Annotated in this window: 12 protein-coding genes, 2 tRNA genes and 3 rRNA genes; 12 read left to right on the plus strand and 5 right to left on the minus strand. The window is 59.0% G+C overall.

The window, feature by feature from the left end; translation table 11 throughout:
• Window positions 1-52: 52 nt before the first annotated feature.
• The 6 genes from JN756_RS00625 to JN756_RS00650 all read left to right on the plus strand — a co-directional run bounded on the left by JN756_RS00625 (window position 53) and on the right by JN756_RS00650 (window position 6,095).
• Window positions 53-129 (plus strand) — tRNA-Ile (locus JN756_RS00625).
• Window positions 130-156: 27 nt separating this feature from the next.
• A tRNA-Ala gene (locus JN756_RS00630) sits at window positions 157-232 on the plus strand.
• A 247-nt stretch (window positions 233-479) separates the two neighbouring features.
• Window positions 480-3,371 (plus strand): 23S ribosomal RNA (locus JN756_RS00635).
• A gap of 156 nt (window positions 3,372-3,527) precedes the next feature.
• Window positions 3,528-3,643 (plus strand): 5S ribosomal RNA (gene rrf / locus JN756_RS00640).
• A 109-nt stretch (window positions 3,644-3,752) separates the two neighbouring features.
• Window positions 3,753-3,868, plus strand: a 5S ribosomal RNA gene (gene rrf / locus JN756_RS00645).
• Window positions 3,869-4,214: 346 nt separating this feature from the next.
• Entirely contained in the window at window positions 4,215-6,095 is a 1,881-nt protein-coding gene (locus JN756_RS00650) for a methyl-accepting chemotaxis protein (RefSeq protein WP_046385139.1), read from the plus strand.
• A gap of 39 nt (window positions 6,096-6,134) precedes the next feature.
• Here the strand turns inward: JN756_RS00650 and JN756_RS00655 are convergent, their stop codons facing one another.
• The 5 genes from JN756_RS00655 to JN756_RS00675 form a co-directional block, all read right to left on the minus strand.
• Window positions 6,135-6,593 carry an SRPBCC family protein gene (locus tag JN756_RS00655; RefSeq protein ID WP_079442569.1) on the minus strand — a complete coding sequence of 153 codons (459 nt, stop codon included), beginning with the start codon at window positions 6,591-6,593 and terminating at the stop codon, window positions 6,135-6,137.
• 19 nt (window positions 6,594-6,612) lie between these two features.
• Window positions 6,613-9,981 carry an amino acid adenylation domain-containing protein gene (locus JN756_RS00660; RefSeq protein WP_201021690.1) on the minus strand — a complete coding sequence of 1,123 codons (3,369 nt, stop codon included), beginning with the start codon at window positions 9,979-9,981 and terminating at the stop codon, window positions 6,613-6,615.
• On the minus strand, window positions 9,978-10,925 hold the full coding sequence (locus JN756_RS00665; RefSeq protein WP_169886196.1) for a diiron oxygenase: 948 nt from the start codon (window positions 10,923-10,925) through the stop codon (window positions 9,978-9,980). Before JN756_RS00665 ends, JN756_RS00660 begins: the two co-directional genes overlap by 4 nt.
• Window positions 10,922-11,680, minus strand: a complete 759-nt coding sequence (locus JN756_RS00670) for a DUF3050 domain-containing protein (protein ID WP_046385135.1) — start codon at window positions 11,678-11,680, stop codon at window positions 10,922-10,924. Before JN756_RS00670 ends, JN756_RS00665 begins: the two co-directional genes overlap by 4 nt.
• Before the next feature lie 379 nt (window positions 11,681-12,059).
• A complete protein-coding gene (locus JN756_RS00675; protein ID WP_026139846.1) occupies window positions 12,060-12,758 on the minus strand; it encodes a GntR family transcriptional regulator in 699 nt (232 codons plus the stop codon).
• A 332-nt stretch (window positions 12,759-13,090) separates the two neighbouring features.
• Between JN756_RS00675 and JN756_RS00680 the strand changes: the two genes are divergently transcribed.
• From JN756_RS00680 to JN756_RS00705, 6 genes are all read left to right on the plus strand, one after another.
• Entirely contained in the window at window positions 13,091-13,984 is an 894-nt protein-coding gene (locus tag JN756_RS00680) for a TauD/TfdA dioxygenase family protein (protein WP_057006036.1), read from the plus strand.
• A 14-nt stretch (window positions 13,985-13,998) separates the two neighbouring features.
• Window positions 13,999-15,024 (plus strand): ABC transporter substrate-binding protein, encoded by a 1,026-nt coding sequence (locus tag JN756_RS00685; protein ID WP_201021691.1) that lies wholly within the window; start codon window positions 13,999-14,001, stop codon window positions 15,022-15,024.
• 1 nt (window position 15,025) lies between these two features.
• Complete coding sequence (locus JN756_RS00690; protein WP_201021692.1) at window positions 15,026-15,877, plus strand: ABC transporter ATP-binding protein; 852 nt, start codon at window positions 15,026-15,028, stop codon at window positions 15,875-15,877.
• Window positions 15,878-15,889: 12 nt separating this feature from the next.
• Entirely contained in the window at window positions 15,890-16,738 is an 849-nt protein-coding gene (locus JN756_RS00695) for an ABC transporter permease (protein ID WP_057006034.1), read from the plus strand.
• Window positions 16,739-16,810: 72 nt separating this feature from the next.
• Entirely contained in the window at window positions 16,811-17,767 is a 957-nt protein-coding gene (locus JN756_RS00700; RefSeq protein WP_046385129.1) for a LysR family transcriptional regulator, read from the plus strand.
• A gap of 107 nt (window positions 17,768-17,874) precedes the next feature.
• Window positions 17,875-19,410 carry an MFS transporter gene (locus JN756_RS00705; RefSeq protein WP_201021693.1) on the plus strand — a complete coding sequence of 512 codons (1,536 nt, stop codon included), beginning with the start codon at window positions 17,875-17,877 and terminating at the stop codon, window positions 19,408-19,410.
• The last annotated feature ends 1 nt before the right edge of the window (window position 19,411 follow it).

Raw genomic sequence — 19,411 nt, forward strand, 5'->3', positions numbered from 1 at the left:
CACACGAATTGCTTGATTCATTGAAGAAGACGATAAGAAGCAGCCCGAAATTGGGTCTGTAGCTCAGTTGGTTAGAGCGCACCCCTGATAAGGGTGAGGTCGGCAGTTCGAATCTGCCCAGACCCACCAATTTTGTGTGGGAACCTGTAGAAATACGGGGCCATAGCTCAGCTGGGAGAGCGCCTGCCTTGCACGCAGGAGGTCAACGGTTCGATCCCGTTTGGCTCCACCACTACTGCTTCTGAAGTTTGAAAGCTTAGAAATGAGCATTCCATCGTGATGATGGTGAATGTTGATTTCTAGTCTTTGATTAGATCGTTCTTTAAAAATTTGGGTATGTGATAGAAAGATAGACTGAACGTTACTTTCACTGGTAACGGATCAGGCTAAGGTAAAATTTGTGAGTTCTCTTAATTGAGAAATTCGAATTTTCGGCGAATGTCGTCTTCACAGTATAACCAGATTGCTTGGGGTTATATGGTCAAGTGAAGAAGCGCATACGGTGGATGCCTTGGCAGTCAGAGGCGATGAAAGACGTGGTAGCCTGCGAAAAGCTTCGGGGAGTCGGCAAACAGACTTTGATCCGGAGATCTCTGAATGGGGGAACCCAGCCATCATAAGATGGTTACCTTACACTGAATACATAGGTGTAAGGGGCGAACCAGGGGAACTGAAACATCTAAGTACCCTGAGGAAAAGAAATCAACCGAGATTCCCTTAGTAGTGGCGAGCGAACGGGGACTAGCCCTTAAGTGGCTTTGAGATTAGCGGAACGCTCTGGAAAGTGCGGCCATAGTGGGTGATAGCCCTGTACGCGAAAATCTCTTAGTCATGAAATCGAGTAGGACGGAGCACGAGAAACTTTGTCTGAATATGGGGGGACCATCCTCCAAGGCTAAATACTACTGACTGACCGATAGTGAACTAGTACCGTGAGGGAAAGGCGAAAAGAACCCCGGAGAGGGGAGTGAAATAGATCCTGAAACCGTATGCGTACAAGCAGTGGGAGCCTACTTTGTTAGGTGACTGCGTACCTTTTGTATAATGGGTCAGCGACTTATTTTCAGTGGCGAGCTTAACCGAATAGGGGAGGCGTAGCGAAAGCGAGTCTTAATAGGGCGTCTAGTCGCTGGGAATAGACCCGAAACCGGGCGATCTATCCATGGGCAGGTTGAAGGTTGGGTAACACTAACTGGAGGACCGAACCGACTACCGTTGAAAAGTTAGCGGATGACCTGTGGATCGGAGTGAAAGGCTAATCAAGCTCGGAGATAGCTGGTTCTCCTCGAAAGCTATTTAGGTAGCGCCTCATGTATCACTGTAGGGGGTAGAGCACTGTTTCGGCTAGGGGGTCATCCCGACTTACCAAACCGATGCAAACTCCGAATACCTACAAGTGCCGAGCATGGGAGACACACGGCGGGTGCTAACGTCCGTCGTGAAAAGGGAAACAACCCAGACCGTCAGCTAAGGTCCCAAAGTTATGGTTAAGTGGGAAACGATGTGGGAAGGCTTAGACAGCTAGGAGGTTGGCTTAGAAGCAGCCACCCTTTAAAGAAAGCGTAATAGCTCACTAGTCGAGTCGGCCTGCGCGGAAGATGTAACGGGGCTCAAACCATACACCGAAGCTACGGGTATCACGTAAGTGATGCGGTAGAGGAGCGTTCTGTAAGCCTGTGAAGGTGAGTTGAGAAGCTTGCTGGAGGTATCAGAAGTGCGAATGCTGACATGAGTAACGATAATGGGTGTGAAAAACACCCACGCCGAAAGACCAAGGTTTCCTGCGCAACGTTAATCGACGCAGGGTTAGTCGGTCCCTAAGGCGAGGCTGAAAAGCGTAGTCGATGGAAAACAGGTTAATATTCCTGTACTTCTGGTTATTGCGATGGAGGGACGGAGAAGGCTAGGCCAGCTTGGCGTTGGTTGTCCAAGTTTAAGGTGGTAGGCTGGAATCTTAGGTAAATCCGGGATTCTAAGGCCGAGAGCTGATGACGAGTCATCTTTTAGATGACGAAGTGGTTGATGCCATGCTTCCAAGAAAAGCTTCTAAGCTTCAGGTAACCAGGAACCGTACCCCAAACCGACACAGGTGGTTGGGTAGAGAATACCAAGGCGCTTGAGAGAACTCGGGTGAAGGAACTAGGCAAAATGGCACCGTAACTTCGGGAGAAGGTGCGCCGGTGAGGGTGAAGGACTTGCTCCGTAAGCTCATGCCGGTCGAAGATACCAGGCCGCTGCGACTGTTTATTAAAAACACAGCACTCTGCAAACACGAAAGTGGACGTATAGGGTGTGACGCCTGCCCGGTGCCGGAAGGTTAATTGATGGGGTTAGCTAACGCGAAGCTCTTGATCGAAGCCCCGGTAAACGGCGGCCGTAACTATAACGGTCCTAAGGTAGCGAAATTCCTTGTCGGGTAAGTTCCGACCTGCACGAATGGCGTAACGATGGCGGCGCTGTCTCCACCCGAGACTCAGTGAAATTGAAATCGCTGTGAAGATGCAGTGTATCCGCGGCTAGACGGAAAGACCCCGTGAACCTTTACTATAGCTTTGCACTGGACTTTGAATTTGCTTGTGTAGGATAGGTGGGAGGCTTTGAAGCGTGGACGCCAGTTCGCGTGGAGCCAACCTTGAAATACCACCCTGGCAACTTTGAGGTTCTAACTCAGGTCCGTTATCCGGATCGAGGACAGTGTATGGTGGGTAGTTTGACTGGGGCGGTCTCCTCCTAAAGAGTAACGGAGGAGTACGAAGGTGCGCTCAGACCGGTCGGAAATCGGTCGTAGAGTATAAAGGCAAAAGCGCGCTTGACTGCGAGACAGACACGTCGAGCAGGTACGAAAGTAGGTCTTAGTGATCCGGTGGTTCTGTATGGAAGGGCCATCGCTCAACGGATAAAAGGTACTCCGGGGATAACAGGCTGATACCGCCCAAGAGTTCATATCGACGGCGGTGTTTGGCACCTCGATGTCGGCTCATCACATCCTGGGGCTGAAGCCGGTCCCAAGGGTATGGCTGTTCGCCATTTAAAGTGGTACGCGAGCTGGGTTTAGAACGTCGTGAGACAGTTCGGTCCCTATCTGCCGTGGACGTTTGAGATTTGAGAGGGGCTGCTCCTAGTACGAGAGGACCGGAGTGGACGAACCTCTGGTGTTCCGGTTGTCACGCCAGTGGCATTGCCGGGTAGCTATGTTCGGAATAGATAACCGCTGAAAGCATCTAAGCGGGAAACTAGCCTCAAGATGAGATCTCACTGGGACCTTGAGTCCCCTGAAGGGCCGTCGAAGACTACGACGTTGATAGGTTGGGTGTGTAAGCGCTGTGAGGCGTTGAGCTAACCAATACTAATTGCCCGTGAGGCTTGACCATATAACACCCAAGCAATTTGCGAACTCGAAAGAGACCAGATTGCGGTGTGTGAAGACGAAACGAACCGAAAGTTCGACTCTTACAAAACACCGAAAGCTATCACATACCCAATTTGCTGAAGCGAGGCCAACAGGCCACGACTCAGTACCCGAATTTCTTGACGACCATAGAGCATTGGAACCACCTGATCCCATCCCGAACTCAGCAGTGAAACGATGCATCGCCGATGGTAGTGTGGGGTTTCCCCATGTGAGAGTAGGTCATCGTCAAGATTAAATTCCAGAACCCCTGTTTGCTCGCGCAGACAGGGGTTTTGTTTTAGTAGAAGTCCACGAATTTCACTGGAGCGTTGCCAAGGCAACGGTCTGGTACACAGAATTTCTTGACGACCATAGAGCATTGGAACCACCTGATCCCATCCCGAACTCAGCAGTGAAACGATGCATCGCCGATGGTAGTGTGGGGTTTCCCCATGTGAGAGTAGGTCATCGTCAAGATTAAATTCCAAAACCCCTGTCTGCTTGCGCAGACAGGGGTTTTGTCGTTTAAGAGGTCTGCTTCGGTCGCATATCTGCTCAGCTGACTCCCTGCATCTGATCGATGCTCATCCGTCCTCGAAAACTGCAAGACTTTGCAGTTTCGGACGCCTTGCTTGTACCGCCGGTCTGTTTCCCACTCAAAAAGAGGATCTTTCTGACAAAACCTTAAGATTCCACTTCATTTGGCCGAAAGCCTGACGAGCCATGCGTGCACCGATTTGGAGCAGATCAAGCGTCTGCCCAGGCGTTACATGGAATGTTCCACCCAGCACGCTCCCCCCCTTTGGCAAAAGAAGTCGATGAAATGAATCTAAAGTTCAGTCATAAAATTCTGTTGGCCGCGTCAGGCGTCGTGGTCTTGGCCTTCGCGTTATTCACGTTGTACAACGATTACTTACAGCGCAGCACCATCAAACAGAACCTGGAGTCGTCCATCCAGCAATCCGGAGAACTCACCGCCAGCAGTGTGCAGAACTGGCTCAGTGGCCGCGTGTTGATACTCGAAAACCTGGCACAAAACATGGCCCACCAGGGCAGTACTGCAGATCTTCCAGGCTTGGTTGATCAGCCCGCACTCACCTCGAACTTCCAGTTCACTTACGTCGGCCAAACCAACGGCGTGTTCACCCAACGCCCCGACGCAAAAATGCCCGATGGCTATGACCCGCGCCAGCGTCCTTGGTACAAGCAAGCCGTGGCGGCTGACAAACCCATGCTGACCCCGCCTTACATGGCAGCCGTGGGTGGGCAGATCGTGACCATCGCCATGCCGGTGAAAAAGAACGGCGAGTTGCTGGGCGTGGTCGGTGGTGACCTGAGCCTGCAAACGCTGGTGAAGATCATCAACTCGGTAGACTTCGGCGGCATCGGCCATGCGTTCCTGGTCAGCGGCGACGGTCAGGTCATCGTCAGCCCCGATCAGGGCCAGGTGATGAAGAACCTCAAGGACATCTACCCAGGCACCAGCGTCCGCATCGAGAAGCTTAACCAGGATGTTGTCCTCAACGGTCAGGATCGCATTCTGTCCTTCACCCCGATCGCCGGCTTGCCAGGTGCGGACTGGTACATCGGCTTGTCGATTGATAAAGACAAAGCCTACGCACCCCTGGGTAAATTCCGCACCTCCGCGCTGATTGCCATGCTGATTGCCGTGGTGGCGATTGCGGTGCTCTTGAGCTTGCTGATCCAAGTACTGCTGCGGCCGTTGACCACCATGGGCGTTGCCATGCAGGACATCGCCCAGGGTGAGGGTGACCTGACCCGCCGCCTGGACGTGACCAGCAAAGATGAGTTTGGCGAGGTAGGCAGTGCCTTCAACCAGTTCGTCGAGCGTATCCACGCCTCGATTTCCGAGGTGTCCTCGGCAACACGCCAGGTGCATGACTTGTCCCAGCGCGTAATGGCGTCGTCCAACGCTTCGATCGTCGGTTCTGACGAGCAGAGCGCGCGCACCAACAGCGTAGCGGCGGCAATCAACGAACTGGGCGCCGCGACCCAGGAAATCGCGCGTAACGCCGCTGACGCTTCCCAGCACGCCAGTGGTGCCAGCGAGCAGGCTGACGATGGGCGCAAAGTGGTGGAGAAAACCATCCTGGCGATGTCGGAACTGTCGCAAAAGATCAGCCTGTCCTGCACCCAGATCGAAACCTTGAACGCCAGCACCGATAACATCGGCCACATTCTCGATGTGATCAAAGGTATCTCCCAGCAGACCAACCTGCTCGCGCTCAACGCCGCGATTGAGGCCGCCCGTGCCGGGGAAGCGGGTCGCGGGTTTGCCGTGGTCGCCGATGAAGTGCGCAACCTGGCTCACCGTACCCAGGAGTCGGCGGAGGAAATCCACAAAATGATTACTTCGCTGCAAGTGGGTTCGCGTGAAGCGGTGACCACCATGAACGCGAGCCAGACCTCCAGCGAAGAGAGCGTCGAAGTCGCCAACCAGGCCGGTGAGCGCCTGATCAGCGTGACGCAGCGGATTGTTGAAATCGACGGCATGAACCAGTCGGTCGCCGCTGCCACCGAGGAGCAGACCGCGGTGGTGGAAACCCTCAATGTCGACATCAACCAGATCAACCTGCTGAACCAGCAAGGCGTGGCCAACCTCAATGAAACATTGAAGGACTGTGACGCGTTGTCTCAACAGGCCAGCCGCTTGAAACAACTGGTCGACAGTTTCAAGATCTGACCTCAACGGCATAGGAGCGAGGCCTCTCGCTCCTACTGCTTAGCCGAGCATTTGTCGGACATTTTCCAGTGCGCCGTCGGCGAAGTTCTGCATAAAGTGTTCGAACCCTTCCTGCGCGGTGTCGACCGGTTCGCCGATGAGCGTCCAGGTCGCCCTGGAGCATCCGCAGCCAAGTGGCTCCACACGCATTGCCGCCCACAAGCGGGCCACGCCCAAGGTGTTGTAGACCGTGGTCCAAGTCATGAACATGGCCTCTTCGTCACGGCTGTTGAGCTGCTCCACCGCACAATGGCCATCGTGGAAATACTTCGTGCGTAAAGCGCCTACGCCGGTGCCGGTCATTTCGATGTGCGACAAGGCGGGAATGAACGCATCAAAGCCTGCAAAGTCCCCCACCAAGCCCCACAGCCTGGCGGCCTCGCAGGTGACTACGACAGAGGCCACCACTGGTGTGCCCCGGGGGTTGCGGATCAATGTATCGGGTTGCAACGGTTTCATGAGGTTGTCCTGAGGCGGTTCAGAGAAAGCCGATGGCCTTGAGGTAGTCGCAGCCTTTGCCTAACAGCGCGGGGCTTTTCTCGGGGTACGGCTTACCCATTTCTTCCACGCCCCGGCGTGCGTTGTCGTGACGGATCATCGACGTATCGCCGATGTCTTCACCCAACCCGTCCAGGTAAAAACCCAGCACGCCAAACAGCGCATTTTCGCGGCCCACCGTTCGCAGTTGCCGTTGCCACTGCGCGACACTGACCCGCTCGAATGTGTAGCCGGCGTCGCGGAATGCATCGAGGTACTGCTCCCAGCTCAGGGGTTGTGGGTTATGCAGGTTGTACACGCTGCGCCCGGTTGCGAAATGAGCGCAGTGGAACGCGATGAAGCGTGCAAAAAAGTCCACCGGCATCAGGTCGAAGTTCACCGCTAACCGCGGAACCAGGCCCAACTGCAGCGAGCCCTTGAGCATCAGCATCAGGCGATTTTTCTGTGGTTGGCAAACACCGCTTTGGCTGTTGAAACTGATATTGCCCGGACGATAGATATTCACCCAGGCACCTTGCTCCAGCGCGCGCGCCGATAGCCGCTCGGCCACCCATTTGGACAGGTTGTAACCATTCTTGATGTAGATCGGCGGTGTCGCCGCAGCAGGCGACTCGAGGACCTGTCCCACGGCGTCGATGGCGCTGCATGCCGAGAGTGTCGAGATGAAGTTGAAGACTTTTTTGCTGTGGGTTTCACACAGGCGCACGCATTCCAGTACCGGGTCGACGTTGTCTTTCACCAGCGACGCGTAGTCCATCACATGGTTGACCCGCGCCGCGTTATGCACCAGCACGCCAAAGTCCCTGGCGAGGCGCTCGTACACCTCGGCGGCCAGGCCCAGGCCAGGCTGGCTGACATCGGCGGCGTACACCTGCACCCGGCTCCGGTCCAGATGTTCCAGGCGGTACTCCTGCAACGCCTGGGTGAACCGTACCGTTGCCGGCTGGTTCGGCAGTTCCCGCACCAGGCATGCTACTTCGGTCGCACCGCCGGCCAGCAAGGCTTCGACAATGTGGACCCCGATAAAACTGTTGGCCCCCGTCACGATCACTTTGCGGCGATCACCGGCGCGGTCCTCGGGCAGCACCTCAAAAGCCGGTTCCCGCTGTGCGTCTTGAACCGCCTGGCCGACGGGTGCGGCAGCGCGCGGGCCGTCCTCCAGCAGCGCCGCGAGCGTGCGAATGGTCGGCATTTCAAAAAAGCTGTTCAGGGGCAGGCTGCGACCAAATTGTTCGCGAACCCGCAGCAGCAGGCTCGACAGCAAAATGGAGTGGCCGCCGACGTTAAAGAAGCTGTCATCGATGGACAACGTGCCCGTGGGAAGCTGCAACAACTCATGCCACAGCCCCAACAGCTCAACCTGCAGCGGCGTTTGCGCGGCCTTTGCGGTGTGATTCGAAGGGCGCTGCACCGGCAGTTGCAACAAGGCCTGGCGATCGACTTTACCGTTGCTCGCGTAAGGCAGGCCGGCGAGTTCGATCCACCGCTCGGGTTGCATGTAATCAGGCAGCCACTGCCGTGCATGCTGCTTGAGGTCGTCCATCGTGGCACCCGGTTCCGGCTGGGCGACCACACCGCGAATCCTGCGATCACCGTCGATCAGCACCGCCACCTGGCGGAACAGGCGGCTGGCACGCAGGCACTGTTCGATCTCCTGGGGTTCGACTCGAAACCCCCGAATCTTCACTTGCTCGTCCCGACGCCCGCCCAGCTCGATGCCGTCGCCGGTCCACTTTGCGTAATCACCGCTGCGGTAGGCGCACACGGGTTGTCCTCCCGGCAGTACCAGTTCGACAAAAGGGTCGTCGTGCAGTTGTGTTGCGTTCAAGTACCCCAGGCTCACGCCCGGCCCGACGATGTACAGCTCGCCCATCACCTGTTCGTCCACTGGCTGCAAATGCTCATCGAGTATCAGCACCTGGCTGTTGGCGATGGGACGGCCGGCGTTGCGATTGCTGTCCCCGGGCCGCAACGTGCGATGGGTGACCAGCACCGTGGCTTCGGTGGGGCCATAGAGGTTGTGCAACTGGCATTGGCCGGCCAGTCGTTCGATCACATAGGGTTCACAGGCATCGCCGCCGGTCAGCAGGTGCGTCAGGCCCAGCGGTTGGTCCAGCGGCAGGATGCTCAGCAGCGCCGGCGGCAGGAAGGCATGGGTGAGCCGCTGCTGGCGGATCAGTTCTACCAGCTGCTGCGGGTCGCGTCGTTGCGCCTCGCTTGGAACAATCAACTCGGCGCCGGCAATCAGGCTGGGGAAGATATCCATCAGCGAGGCGTCGAAGCTCAACGAAGCGAACTGCAGTACCCGACTCTGCTCGTCCAGCCCCATGCAACCGCCGAACCAGGCGGTGAAATGGGCCAGGTTGCTCTGGCTCAGCAACACGCCTTTGGGGCGACCGGTGGTGCCCGAGGTGAAGAGCACCATGCACGGTGCATCCGGGGAGGGGCGATGCTGCAGCAACGGTGACGTGTCGTGCTGATCGAGCGCACTGACATCCAATGAAACGAAGTACTCGCGCAGTGGGTGGCCGCCATCATCCAGCAACAGCCTGGCTCCCGCGCTGTCCAGCATGGCCTGTTGGCGTTGCGCCGGATGATCCGGTGCCAGTGGCAGGTAAACCGCGCCACAGCCCAGCACCGCAAGAATGCTGGCATACAACGCCGTTGTTTTTTCCAGGCACACCCCGACCACCGGTGGTACCTCGAGGCCTTCCAGCAGTGGGCCGAGGCGTTGCTGGATCGCCCGTGCTTGAGCGTGCAATTGTCGGTAGGTCAGCACACGGCCGGCAATGTTCAGCGCCGGTCGTGCGGCGAAGGTGAGCAGGCTGGCTTGCAGTCGTTCGATTATCGGCACCTGCGCTGCCTGCAGCAATTGCACATCGGCGGTGTGATTGAACCGATGCACGAACGCCAGTGCCTCCAGCTTTTGCAAGCTGTGTTCGGGCCAGGCATTGATGCCGGCCGCGGCGGGGCAATACTCCGGGTCGCGGGCGAAGCCGCTGACCAGCACGGCGACCCATTCCACCAGCGCGCTTGTCGCTTGCAGGCGCAGTCGCTGGCCATTGCCGCTGGGCGCGTCGGCAAGGTCCAGCACGGCCAGCAAGCATTGGCCGGCGGCATAAGCGCGTAACTGCAGCCGCGGCAACCCATGCTCCGTCAGCGGGCCGACGCCCAGGCGCAGGCTGATGCGTGGAGCGGCGGCCAGGTGCGCGGGCAGTGACTCGCTACCGTCCTCGATCACCAGGTCGGCAGCGTCATGCCCCGACAGATGACCATACTGTTCCAGCTCCACCCTCACCGCATCCAGGGCACGGCTGATACCCAACCATCCAATTGTCAGGCGCCTCATGCCGCTCTCCCGGCCACCGGCAGATAGTCGGCCAATGCCAGGGCCACGCTCGGTGTCTGCAGCAAACCGCTGTGTTGCAGAAAGCCCATGATGTTGCCGATCAGCGGGTGGTGGCGGGTGATGGGGAACTCCAGTGCCGCCATGTCGGCCCGCAGCGCATGGCGAACGTCAGCGCTGACGTCCAACTGATCAATCAGTTGCAGGTCGAAGGATTTTTGCAGCTCGTTAGTCAGGTAATGCGCCAGAAAGATGGGCAAGACCGGCGCAATGCTGTCGCGGTCAGCCGGGCTTGCCGCCTGCCAATAGAGGCGCACCAGGCGTGTCCAGAACTGCCCATGGCGCCCTTCGTCGAACAGGTGATCGGCCATCAAGCCACGGATGGAGGCCTTGACGCTGTCGTCCCTGGAAAACGCCGCTACGTCATGGGTCACGGTGTTTTCGGCAATGGCTACGGCAATCAATTCCACCGCATCGCGCAGGTGCGCCGGGGCTTGCGCCTGCGCCGCCGGCAGGGCGCGGCTCAGTTCGATCTGCCCGGGCAGATCCAGCGGTGATATACCGGTCATCTTCACGGTCTGTTGCAGGAAGTCCAGCGCGACCAGGGCGTGATAGTCCTCGTCCACCACGACGGTCATCGCGTCGTAGCGACACACAAGGGGGAAGGGCAGGGCGAAACGGTTCTTGGCGATGTTGCGCGCGGTCCTGTCGACGATCTCGGTTTCGAAAATCACCACGTCATTGATGAATTTGTAGAAGCTTTGCAACAGCACGAAGTCGCGCCACTGCGGGCAATGTTCAAGGAAGGTCGCGCTGAGCGCCAGGGGCTGGCGGCACAGCGGGTAGATCAGTTTGTCGTCGTTTTCCAGCAGGCGGCGAGGGCGTGTGCGGATGGTGGCGCGGCGTTCCCAGTCTTCGGCGATGGAGCGGTAGGCGCTGATGTTCATGGGCGCACCTGTTGCAGCAAGGTGTGTACGTCGTCCCAGAGCTTGATGCGGTTTTCCACGGCGTTGACCGCGGTTTCAGCCGCCTGTTGCTGGCGCTCGGGTGCGTTGTCGGTAAGGCCCTGGAGCATCCTCTGCGCCCCTGGCTCGTGGTCTTGGGTGTCCAGTTCGATGTGGCGGTTGAGGTACTCGCCCAAGGTTGGCGCCTGGCTTCTGATGATCTCACTGCCCTGCAACAGCCGTTCGAACATGCTCGGGATAATGCTTTCGCGGCCGTGCAGGAAGGCGGCGGCCACACAATGGGTGGGCGCATTCAACGCGATGTGCAACGTGCTGGCGACGAAGCGGGCCACGCCGGGCAGCACATCGACCTGGCCCAGGGCGGCATTGGCCTCGACGCCCCGACGTTGCAGCGTGATGAACGTATCGATGGCGTGGGTACTGGCGCCCACTTCGAGCATGGCTTCGCGGTACAGCTCGAAGTGGCTGCAATGACCGCGCCGGGGGTGTTCGTCCGACTCTTCGCCCAGCACGATTTCGTTGATCAGGCGGGCGGCTTGCGGGTCGGTCGGCGGGAGCCAGGGTAATTGCGTACAGGTCAGGTCCCGTTGCAGGCGTTTGGTGAGGCTCATGAAGTCCCAAACGGCAAATACATGGTTTTCCATAAAGATTTGTAACTTGCCAAGTGAAGTTATTTCTTCAAATAACGGATGGCTGCATAACTGCAGTTTTTTTTGTTTAAGTAAACCTTGATACATAGTTGATGCCTATAAGTTGTTGCGACTGCTCTGAAAACAGTGCTGGGCTTTTGCAGCCCAAAAGCGGACAGATAACGTTTAGCCAAGCAGCGCGCGCAGCGCTGCCCAAACAAGGGTTCGTGCAAGCTGTTGAGGTGCTTGGTTTATTGAGGAAAGATAATAAGCCGATTAAACGTTTGGGCGAGCTTATAAATGTATTAGATGTTTTTTCGAAAAGATTCCGATTGTGGGTAAGTTATATTATTAAACGTGGGAAGTTTCTCGAACATTAGCAGGCATTACGCAGTCGAATAGTTTTAACCGGGGCGTCTTGATGCAGGTTCTGCCAACAGCGAAGGTCGCCCCGCAATGCTTGATCGGTGAAGCAGGCTGGAAAAGTTCAGTTGCCGGTCGCCTCAAGGCCCTTGAGGTAAGTGCTGATGACCTCCATGCCTCGCATCAAGTGATTGCGCAACGTCAGGATACTTTCGTCGACCTTCTTCTGCGCCACCAGGCTCAGCAGTTCGCGGTGATCTTCCTGGGACGTCTCGCCGAGCCCCATCGCCTCAAGGTTGAAACGCAGGAAGCGCTCCTCTTCATTCAAACCGTGTTCGACCAACGTGAGTAGCCGCCGGTTGGGGGCCTTGCCATACAGCGCCATGTGGAACAGGCGGTTGAGCCGGCCGATCTCGGTATAGTCTTTCTCTTGTTCCAGCGCCGTGATGAAGGCATCGGCCTGGGCAATGTCGTCTGCGCTGAGCAACGGAATCGACAAGCGCAGCGCTTCGGACTCCAGCAGCATGCGCAGGGCGTAGGTCTCGGCCGAATTGTCTTCGATCAGCGGTGCAACCACCGCCCCCTTGTGCGTCACGACGTGCAGCAACGACTGGGCTTCCAGCTGCCGAAGGGCTTCACGCACGGGCATGCGACTGACGCCGAACAGGCTGGCCAGCTCCTGCTGGCGCATGGCGGTACCACAAGGCAATCGGCCATCGAGGATGGCGTTGCGCAAGGTTTCTTCGATTACGGAACGAGCAAGATGGGCGGGAATAGGCCCGCTGACCTTGATACTGCTCAAAGGGCTCGGCTTTTGCGTCACGGCTACGCTAGCCTCCTCATAGAATGGCAATGGCTTATTGGATCCAATGCACACTAGAGATTGCCTACAGGCTTGTCAAACGAGCAAGGTTTTCGGCTTGTAAGCGGCTAAACACGCCACTCTGGGTGCCCACATCGAGCTTTTGCGCTGTCTTACACGGAGGTGTCGGATTGCCCTGCATTGAACACTTCACCGCCATCGTTTGTTCCATTCCCGCCGCCCAACGCAGGGTTTCGTCGGTGCATTCCTGTCTATGCATATTCTCTAACGGTATTTAAAATACAGTTCTTATATCTATAAAGTCACTCTCCTGTCCGATCGGGAGTGAATTCATGTCAGCCACCTCTACTGTTCCAGCAGCGATCCCTAACGCCCAAACCTTCGAGATTCGTCCACTCCCCGGCAGCGTGGGGGCCGAGATCATCGGCCTGGATTTGTCCCGCCCGGTCAATGACGAGGATTTCGCCCGCATTCACCGCGCGCACCTGGATCACCATGTGGTGGTCTTTCGCGACCAGCGCATCACCCCCGACCAGCAGATCGCCTTCAGCCGTCGCTTTGGCGTGCTGCAGATCCATGTGCTCAAGCAGTTCCTGCTGGCCAACCACCCGGAAATCCTGATTGTCTCCAACATCATCGAAAACGGCCAAGCCATCGGCCTGGGCGATGCGGGCAAGTTCTGGCATTCGGACCTTTCCTATAAAGAACTGCCCAGCCTGGGCTCGATGCTGCATGCCCGGGAACTGCCAGCCGAAGGCGGCGACACCCTGTTTGCCGACATGCACAAGGCCTGGGACCACTTGCCCGAGCACCTGCGCAACGCCGTACACGGCCGCAGCGCTGCGCATTCCTACACCGCGCGTTACAGCGAAACCAAATTCGAAGGCAGCTGGCGCCCGACACTGACTCCCGAGCAGCTCGCCCAGGTCGCCGAAGTGGTCCACCCGATTGTGCGTACCCATCCGGAAAACGGCCGCAAGGCGCTGTTCGTCAGTGAAGGCTTCACCACCCGCATCGTCGGCCTGCCGGAAGACGAAAGCCGCGACCTGCTGGCCCAGCTCTACGCCCACAGCGTGCTGCCGGACAATATCTACCGCCACCACTGGCAGCCCCACGACTTGGTGTTCTGGGACAACCGCTCGCTGATCCACCTGGCTACCGGTTGCCCGAGCCATCTGCGCCGCAAGCTGTACCGCACCACCATCCAGGGCGACGCGCCTTTCTGATTCGGAGCATGACCATGTCCAGAAGCATTCCATTTGCGCGGCTGGCCGCCACGTTCGGCCTGGGTATCAGCCTGCTGGCCGGCAGCCTCGTCGCCCCGACGGTGGCGCAGGCTGAAGGTGAGATTCGCATCGCCGAGCAGTTCGGCATCGTCTACCTGTTGCTCAACGTGGTGCGCGACCAGCACCTCATCGAAAAATACGGTAAGCAGGAAGGCCTCGATATCCAGGTCGACTGGACCCAACTCTCCGGCGGCGCGGCCGTGAATGATGCGTTGCTCTCCGGTTCCATCGACATTGCCGGTGCCGGCGTCGGGCCGCTGCTGACCATCTGGGACCGTACCCGCGGCAAGCAGAACGTCAAGGCCGTCGCCTCCCTCGGTAACTTTCCCTACTATTTGGTGAGCAACAATCCCAAGGTCAAGACCATCGCCGATTTCACCGATAACGACCGCATCGCGGTACCGGCGGTGGGTGTGTCGGTGCAGTCGCGCTTCCTGCAATACGCAGCTGCCAAGCAGTGGGGCGACAAGCAATTCAATCGCCTCGATCAGTACACCGTCGCCGTCCCGCACCCCGACGCCACGGCGGCGCTGATCGCCGGCGGTACCGAGCTGACCGGGCACTTTTCCAACCCGCCGTTCCAGGACCAGGCCCTGGCGAACCCCAATGTGCATGTGGTGCTCAACACTTATGACCTGCTGGGCCCGAACTCGCCGACGGTGTTGTTCGCCACTGAAAAATTCCGTAACGACAACCCGAAAACCTACAAGGCATTCGTCGATGCGCTGACCGAAGCCGCGCAGTTCGCCCAGCACGACAAAGGCGCCGCCGCCGACACTTACATCCGCGTGACCAAGGCCAAGATCGACCGTGCCGAGCTGCTGAAAATCATCGACAACCCGCAATTCGAGTTCAGTGTCACGCCGAAAAACACTTACCCGCTGGCGGAGTTCCTCTACCGCGTCGGCGCAATCAAGAACAAGCCGGAATCGTGGAAGGACTACTTCTTCCAGGACGCCAAGCCCCTGCAAGGAAGCTGAGATGAACGCGCCCCTGCAAGGCCACACGGCCAGCAACCTGCCCACCGCCACTGCGCTGCTGGCGGTGGATAACGTCAGCCTCGAATACCGCACCCCCGAGCGCGTGGTGCGGGCCACGCACCAAGTCAGTTTCGACATCGACCCGGCCGACCGCTACGTGTTGCTCGGCCCGTCGGGTTGCGGCAAATCCACCTTGCTCAAGTCCATCGCCGGGTTTATCCAGCCTTGCGAAGGGGAGATCCGCCTGCTGGGGCAGAGGGTCGAACAGCCCGGTCCAGACCGCATCGTGGTGTTCCAGGAATTCGACCAGTTGCCGCCGTGGAAAACCGTCAAACAAAACGTCATGTTCCCGCTGCTGGCGTCGAACACCCTCAAGCGGCGGGACGCCGAAGAACGCGCGCTGCACTACCTCGACAAAGTCGGCCTTAGTGCCTTTGCCGACGCCTATCCGCACACTCTCTCCGGCGGCATGAAAGCCCGCGTGGCCATCGCCCGCGCCCTGGCGATGCAGCCGAAAATCCTGTTGATGGACGAACCCTTCGCCGCCCTCGATGCGCTGACCCGCCGCAAGATGCAGGAAGAGTTGCTGCGGCTCTGGGAAGAGGTGCGTTTCACCTTGCTGTTCGTCACCCACTCCATCGAAGAGGCGCTGGTGGTGGGCAATCGCATCCTGTTGCTGTCGCCCCATCCTGGGCGTGTGCGCGCGGAAATCCACAGCCATCAATACGATCTGCACAGCCTTGGCGGTGCGCAATTCCAGGCCTCGGCGCGAAGGATTCATCGCCTGCTGTTCGATGAAGCCCCCGAAGCCGAACGTGAGTTGGGCTTCGCCGATATCCGCATCGCTTACTGAAGGGCCCCTCCCATGCGCCAGGAATATGAAGTCACCCTCGAACCGCTGCTCAGCGTCCCCGTGGAGCGCGAGCTGCCCCTGCGCCAACGCGTGTGGCAACAAGGCTGGTTGCGCAAAGGGTTGATCCTGATCGTGCTCGCGATCCTCTGGGAAGCGGTCGCGCGCTACCAGAACAATGACCTATTGCTGCCGAGTTTCTTGCAGACGTTTCACGCGCTCTACGACGGGCTTCTGAGTGGCGAGCTGCTGAGCAAAGTCAGCATTTCGTTGGTGGTGCTGATCAAGGGTTACCTGATCGGCATTGTGCTGGCATTTGCCCTGACCACACTGGCGGTCTCGACCCAACTGGGCCGCGACCTGCTCAGCACCCTGACCTCGATGTTCAACCCGCTGCCGGCGATTGCGCTGTTGCCGCTGGCGCTCTTGTGGTTTGGCCTGGGCCAGAACAGCCTGATTTTCGTGCTGGTGCATTCGGTGTTGTGGGCGTTGGCGCTCAACACCTATTCGGGGTTTCTCGGCGTGTCCGAAACCCTGCGCATGGCCGGTCGCAACTACGGGTTGAAGGGCATGCGCTTCGTGCTGTTCATCCTGATCCCGGCGGCACTGCCGTCGATCCTCGCCGGCCTGAAAATCGGCTGGGCATTCGCCTGGCGCACGCTGATTGCCGCCGAGCTGGTGTTCGGCGCCACCAGCGGTAAAGGTGGCTTGGGCTGGTACATCTTCCAGAACCGCAATGAGCTGTACACCGATAAGGTTTTTGCCGGGCTGGCGGTGGTGATCCTGATCGGCTTGCTGGTGGAAAACCTGGTGTTCGACACGTTCGAGCGGCTCACCGTGAAGCGTTGGGGCATGCAGCGTTGATGCTGTAGCCCCACGCGACATCCCTGTTACGATTGCGCCCAGTTCACTCCCTATCGATCACGAGTGCTTGGCATGCAACTACCGGACATGAACCTGCTGGTCGCTCTCGACGCATTGCTCGACGAGGGCAGCGTGGTCGGTGCTGCGCGGCGGATGAACCTCAGCCCGGCGGCGATGAGCCGCACCCTCACGCGTATTCGCGAGGCGGTGGGTGACCCGATCCTGGTACGCGCCGGGCGTGGCCTGGTGCCGACGCCCAAGGCGCTGGCGTTGCAGGGCCAGGTGCGCAGCGTAGTGGAACAGGCGGCGCTGCTGTTCCGTTCGGCGGATCAGGTCGACCTGAGCACCCTGCGCCGGCGCTTCAGCGTGCGGGCCAACGACTTTTTCATCGGTGTGTATGGCGGTCGTCTGTTCGACACCCTGGAGCGTTCGGCACCGTTATGCGAGCTGTGCTTCGTGCCCGAAGGCGATACCGACGACGAAGCGCTGCGCGAAGGGCGCCTGGACTTGCGGGTGAGCAATACCCTGCCCGCCAGTCCCGAAGTCAAGGTGCAGAACCTGTTCTCCACCACCTTCGTCGGGCTCGCGCGGGAAGATCATCCCTTGTTCGATGAGGAGATCACCGCCGCACGGTTCGCCAGCTATTCCCACATCAGCATCTCGCGACGCGGCATCGCCCGAGGGCCGATCGACACTGCGCTCAATGCCCTGGGCCTGGAGCGCCACGTGGCAATGATCGCCCCGGGTTTTCACGGCGCGATGTTCATGTTGCCCGACTCCGACCTGTTGCTGCCGGTGCCCAAGGAAGCGCTCTACAGCGTCAATCGCTTGAAGTTGCCGTTGCGTGTGTTCCCGTTGCCGATTTCCCTGCCGACCCTGGTCCTGGCCCAATTCTGGCACCCGCGTTTCGACAAGGACCCGGCCCACAAATGGCTGCGCGAAACCCTGCGCGAGAGTTGCCACGCCACCTGGTTGGAAGCCCAGCCTGCCCAGGCTTTAAGCATGCACGATCAAGGGTGGAAGGGGTGAGCCCAGGATTGCGTTCGGCGCACTTATAACCTTCCGATATGTAACTTTTTGTCATGAATGTGCCCGATTAAACTACTCGGGTATTTCTCATCCCGAGTTACCTGTTCATGACGTCCCTCGCTGCCCCGGCCCCCCTGGCCGCGGCCAAACCCACTGCCCCGAGCCCGCCCGTGTTCGGCCCGCGTATCATCGTTGGCCTGGTCGGCGTTTTGCTCGCGGTGTTGGTGTCCGGTCTCAACGAAATGGTCACCAAGGTCGCCCTCGCCGATATCCGTGGCGCGCTGTACATCGGTTTTGACGAAGGCACCTGGCTGGTCGCGGCCTACACGGCCACTTCCGTAGCGGCCATGGCGTTTGCGCCCTGGTGTTCGGTGACGTTTTCTCTGCGCCGTTTCACCCTATGCGCCATCGGCCTGTTCACCGTGCTCGGCATCCTGTGTCCGTTTGCGCCGAACTACGAAAGCCTGCTGCTGTTGCGCACTGTGCAAGGCCTGGCGGGCGGAGCGCTGCCGCCGATGCTGATGACCGTGGCGCTGCGTTTTCTGCCGGCCAACGTCAAACTGTATGGCCTGGCCGGCTACGCGCTCACGGCCACCTTCGGGCCGAGTCTGGGTACGCCGCTGGCGGCGTTGTGGACCGAATACGTCGGCTGGCAATGGGCGTTCTGGCAGATCGTCGGGACGTGCCTGCTGGCAATGGCCGCCGTGGCTTACGGCCTGCCACAAGACCCGCTGCGGCTGGAGCGCTTCAAGCAGTTCAACTGGCGCGGCCTGCTGCTGGGTTTTCCGGCGATCTGCATGCTGGTGATCGGCCTGTTGCAGGGCAACCGCCTGGACTGGTTCGAGTCGGGCCTGATCACCGGCTTGCTGGGCGGCGGCGCATTGTTGCTGGTGCTGTTCATGTTCAATGAATGGTCGCACCCGATGCCGTTTTTCAATTTGCAGATGCTTGGCCTGCGTAACTTAGCGTTTGCCCTGATCGTGCTCGCGGGGGTGTTGATAGTGCTGACCTCAGTGATCATCATCCCGTCGAGTTTCCTTGCCCAGATTCAGGGTTACCGGCCGCTGCAAACCGCGCCGCTGATGTTGCTGATGGCGCTGCCGCAATTGATCGCGCTGCCGCTGGTGGCGGCGATGTGCAACCTGCGTTGGGTCGATTGCCGTTGGGTGCTGGGGATCGGGCTGGGCCTGTTGGCGCTGTCTTGCATCGGCAGTGTGCACCTGACGTCGGCGTGGGTGCGCGACGATTTCTATGGCCTGTATCTGCTGCAAATCTTCGGCCAACCCATGGCCGTGTTGCCGCTGCTGATGCTCTCCACGGGCAGCATCCAACCGGCGGACGGGCCGTTCGCTTCGGCCTGGTTCAACACCGTCAAGGGGCTGGCCGCCGTGATCGCCACCGCCGTTCTCGATGTGCTGACCACCCGGCGCCTGCATTTCCACTCGACTGTGCTGGTCGACCGCCTGGGCAACTCGCCACTGGCCGACAGCGACGCGCCGGGCCTGGCCCAGCGCCTGCACGCGCAGGCCGTGGTGCTCACTTCCTCGGATCTCTATTACGTCATGGCGGTTGTCGCGGCGACGTTGATCCTGCTGATTTTCTGGATGCCCACGCGGATTTTTCCGCCCCGCGCGCCGACTTGAT

It is taken from the genome of Pseudomonas sp. Y39-6 (genome assembly GCF_023651955.1).
Lineage (GTDB): Bacteria > Pseudomonadota > Gammaproteobacteria > Pseudomonadales > Pseudomonadaceae > Aquipseudomonas > Aquipseudomonas veronii.

What these genes read in the sequence shown, in the direction of transcription:
- JN756_RS00650 (WP_046385139.1), top strand. Translation starts at nt 4,215, where the DNA reads ATGAATCTAAAGTTCAGTCATAAAATTCTGTTGGCCGCGTCAGGCGTC.
- JN756_RS00655 (WP_079442569.1), bottom strand. Translation starts at nt 6,593, where the DNA reads ATGAAACCGTTGCAACCCGATACATTGATCCGCAACCCCCGGGGCACA.
- JN756_RS00660 (WP_201021690.1), bottom strand. Translation starts at nt 9,981, where the DNA reads ATGAGGCGCCTGACAATTGGATGGTTGGGTATCAGCCGTGCCCTGGAT.
- JN756_RS00665 (WP_169886196.1), bottom strand. Translation starts at nt 10,925, where the DNA reads ATGAACATCAGCGCCTACCGCTCCATCGCCGAAGACTGGGAACGCCGC.
- JN756_RS00670 (WP_046385135.1), bottom strand. Translation starts at nt 11,680, where the DNA reads ATGTATCAAGGTTTACTTAAACAAAAAAAACTGCAGTTATGCAGCCAT.
- JN756_RS00680 (WP_057006036.1), top strand. Translation starts at nt 13,091, where the DNA reads ATGTCAGCCACCTCTACTGTTCCAGCAGCGATCCCTAACGCCCAAACC.
- JN756_RS00685 (WP_201021691.1), top strand. Translation starts at nt 13,999, where the DNA reads ATGTCCAGAAGCATTCCATTTGCGCGGCTGGCCGCCACGTTCGGCCTG.
- JN756_RS00690 (WP_201021692.1), top strand. Translation starts at nt 15,026, where the DNA reads ATGAACGCGCCCCTGCAAGGCCACACGGCCAGCAACCTGCCCACCGCC.
- JN756_RS00695 (WP_057006034.1), top strand. Translation starts at nt 15,890, where the DNA reads ATGCGCCAGGAATATGAAGTCACCCTCGAACCGCTGCTCAGCGTCCCC.
- JN756_RS00700 (WP_046385129.1), top strand. Translation starts at nt 16,811, where the DNA reads ATGCAACTACCGGACATGAACCTGCTGGTCGCTCTCGACGCATTGCTC.
- JN756_RS00705 (WP_201021693.1), top strand. Translation starts at nt 17,875, where the DNA reads ATGACGTCCCTCGCTGCCCCGGCCCCCCTGGCCGCGGCCAAACCCACT.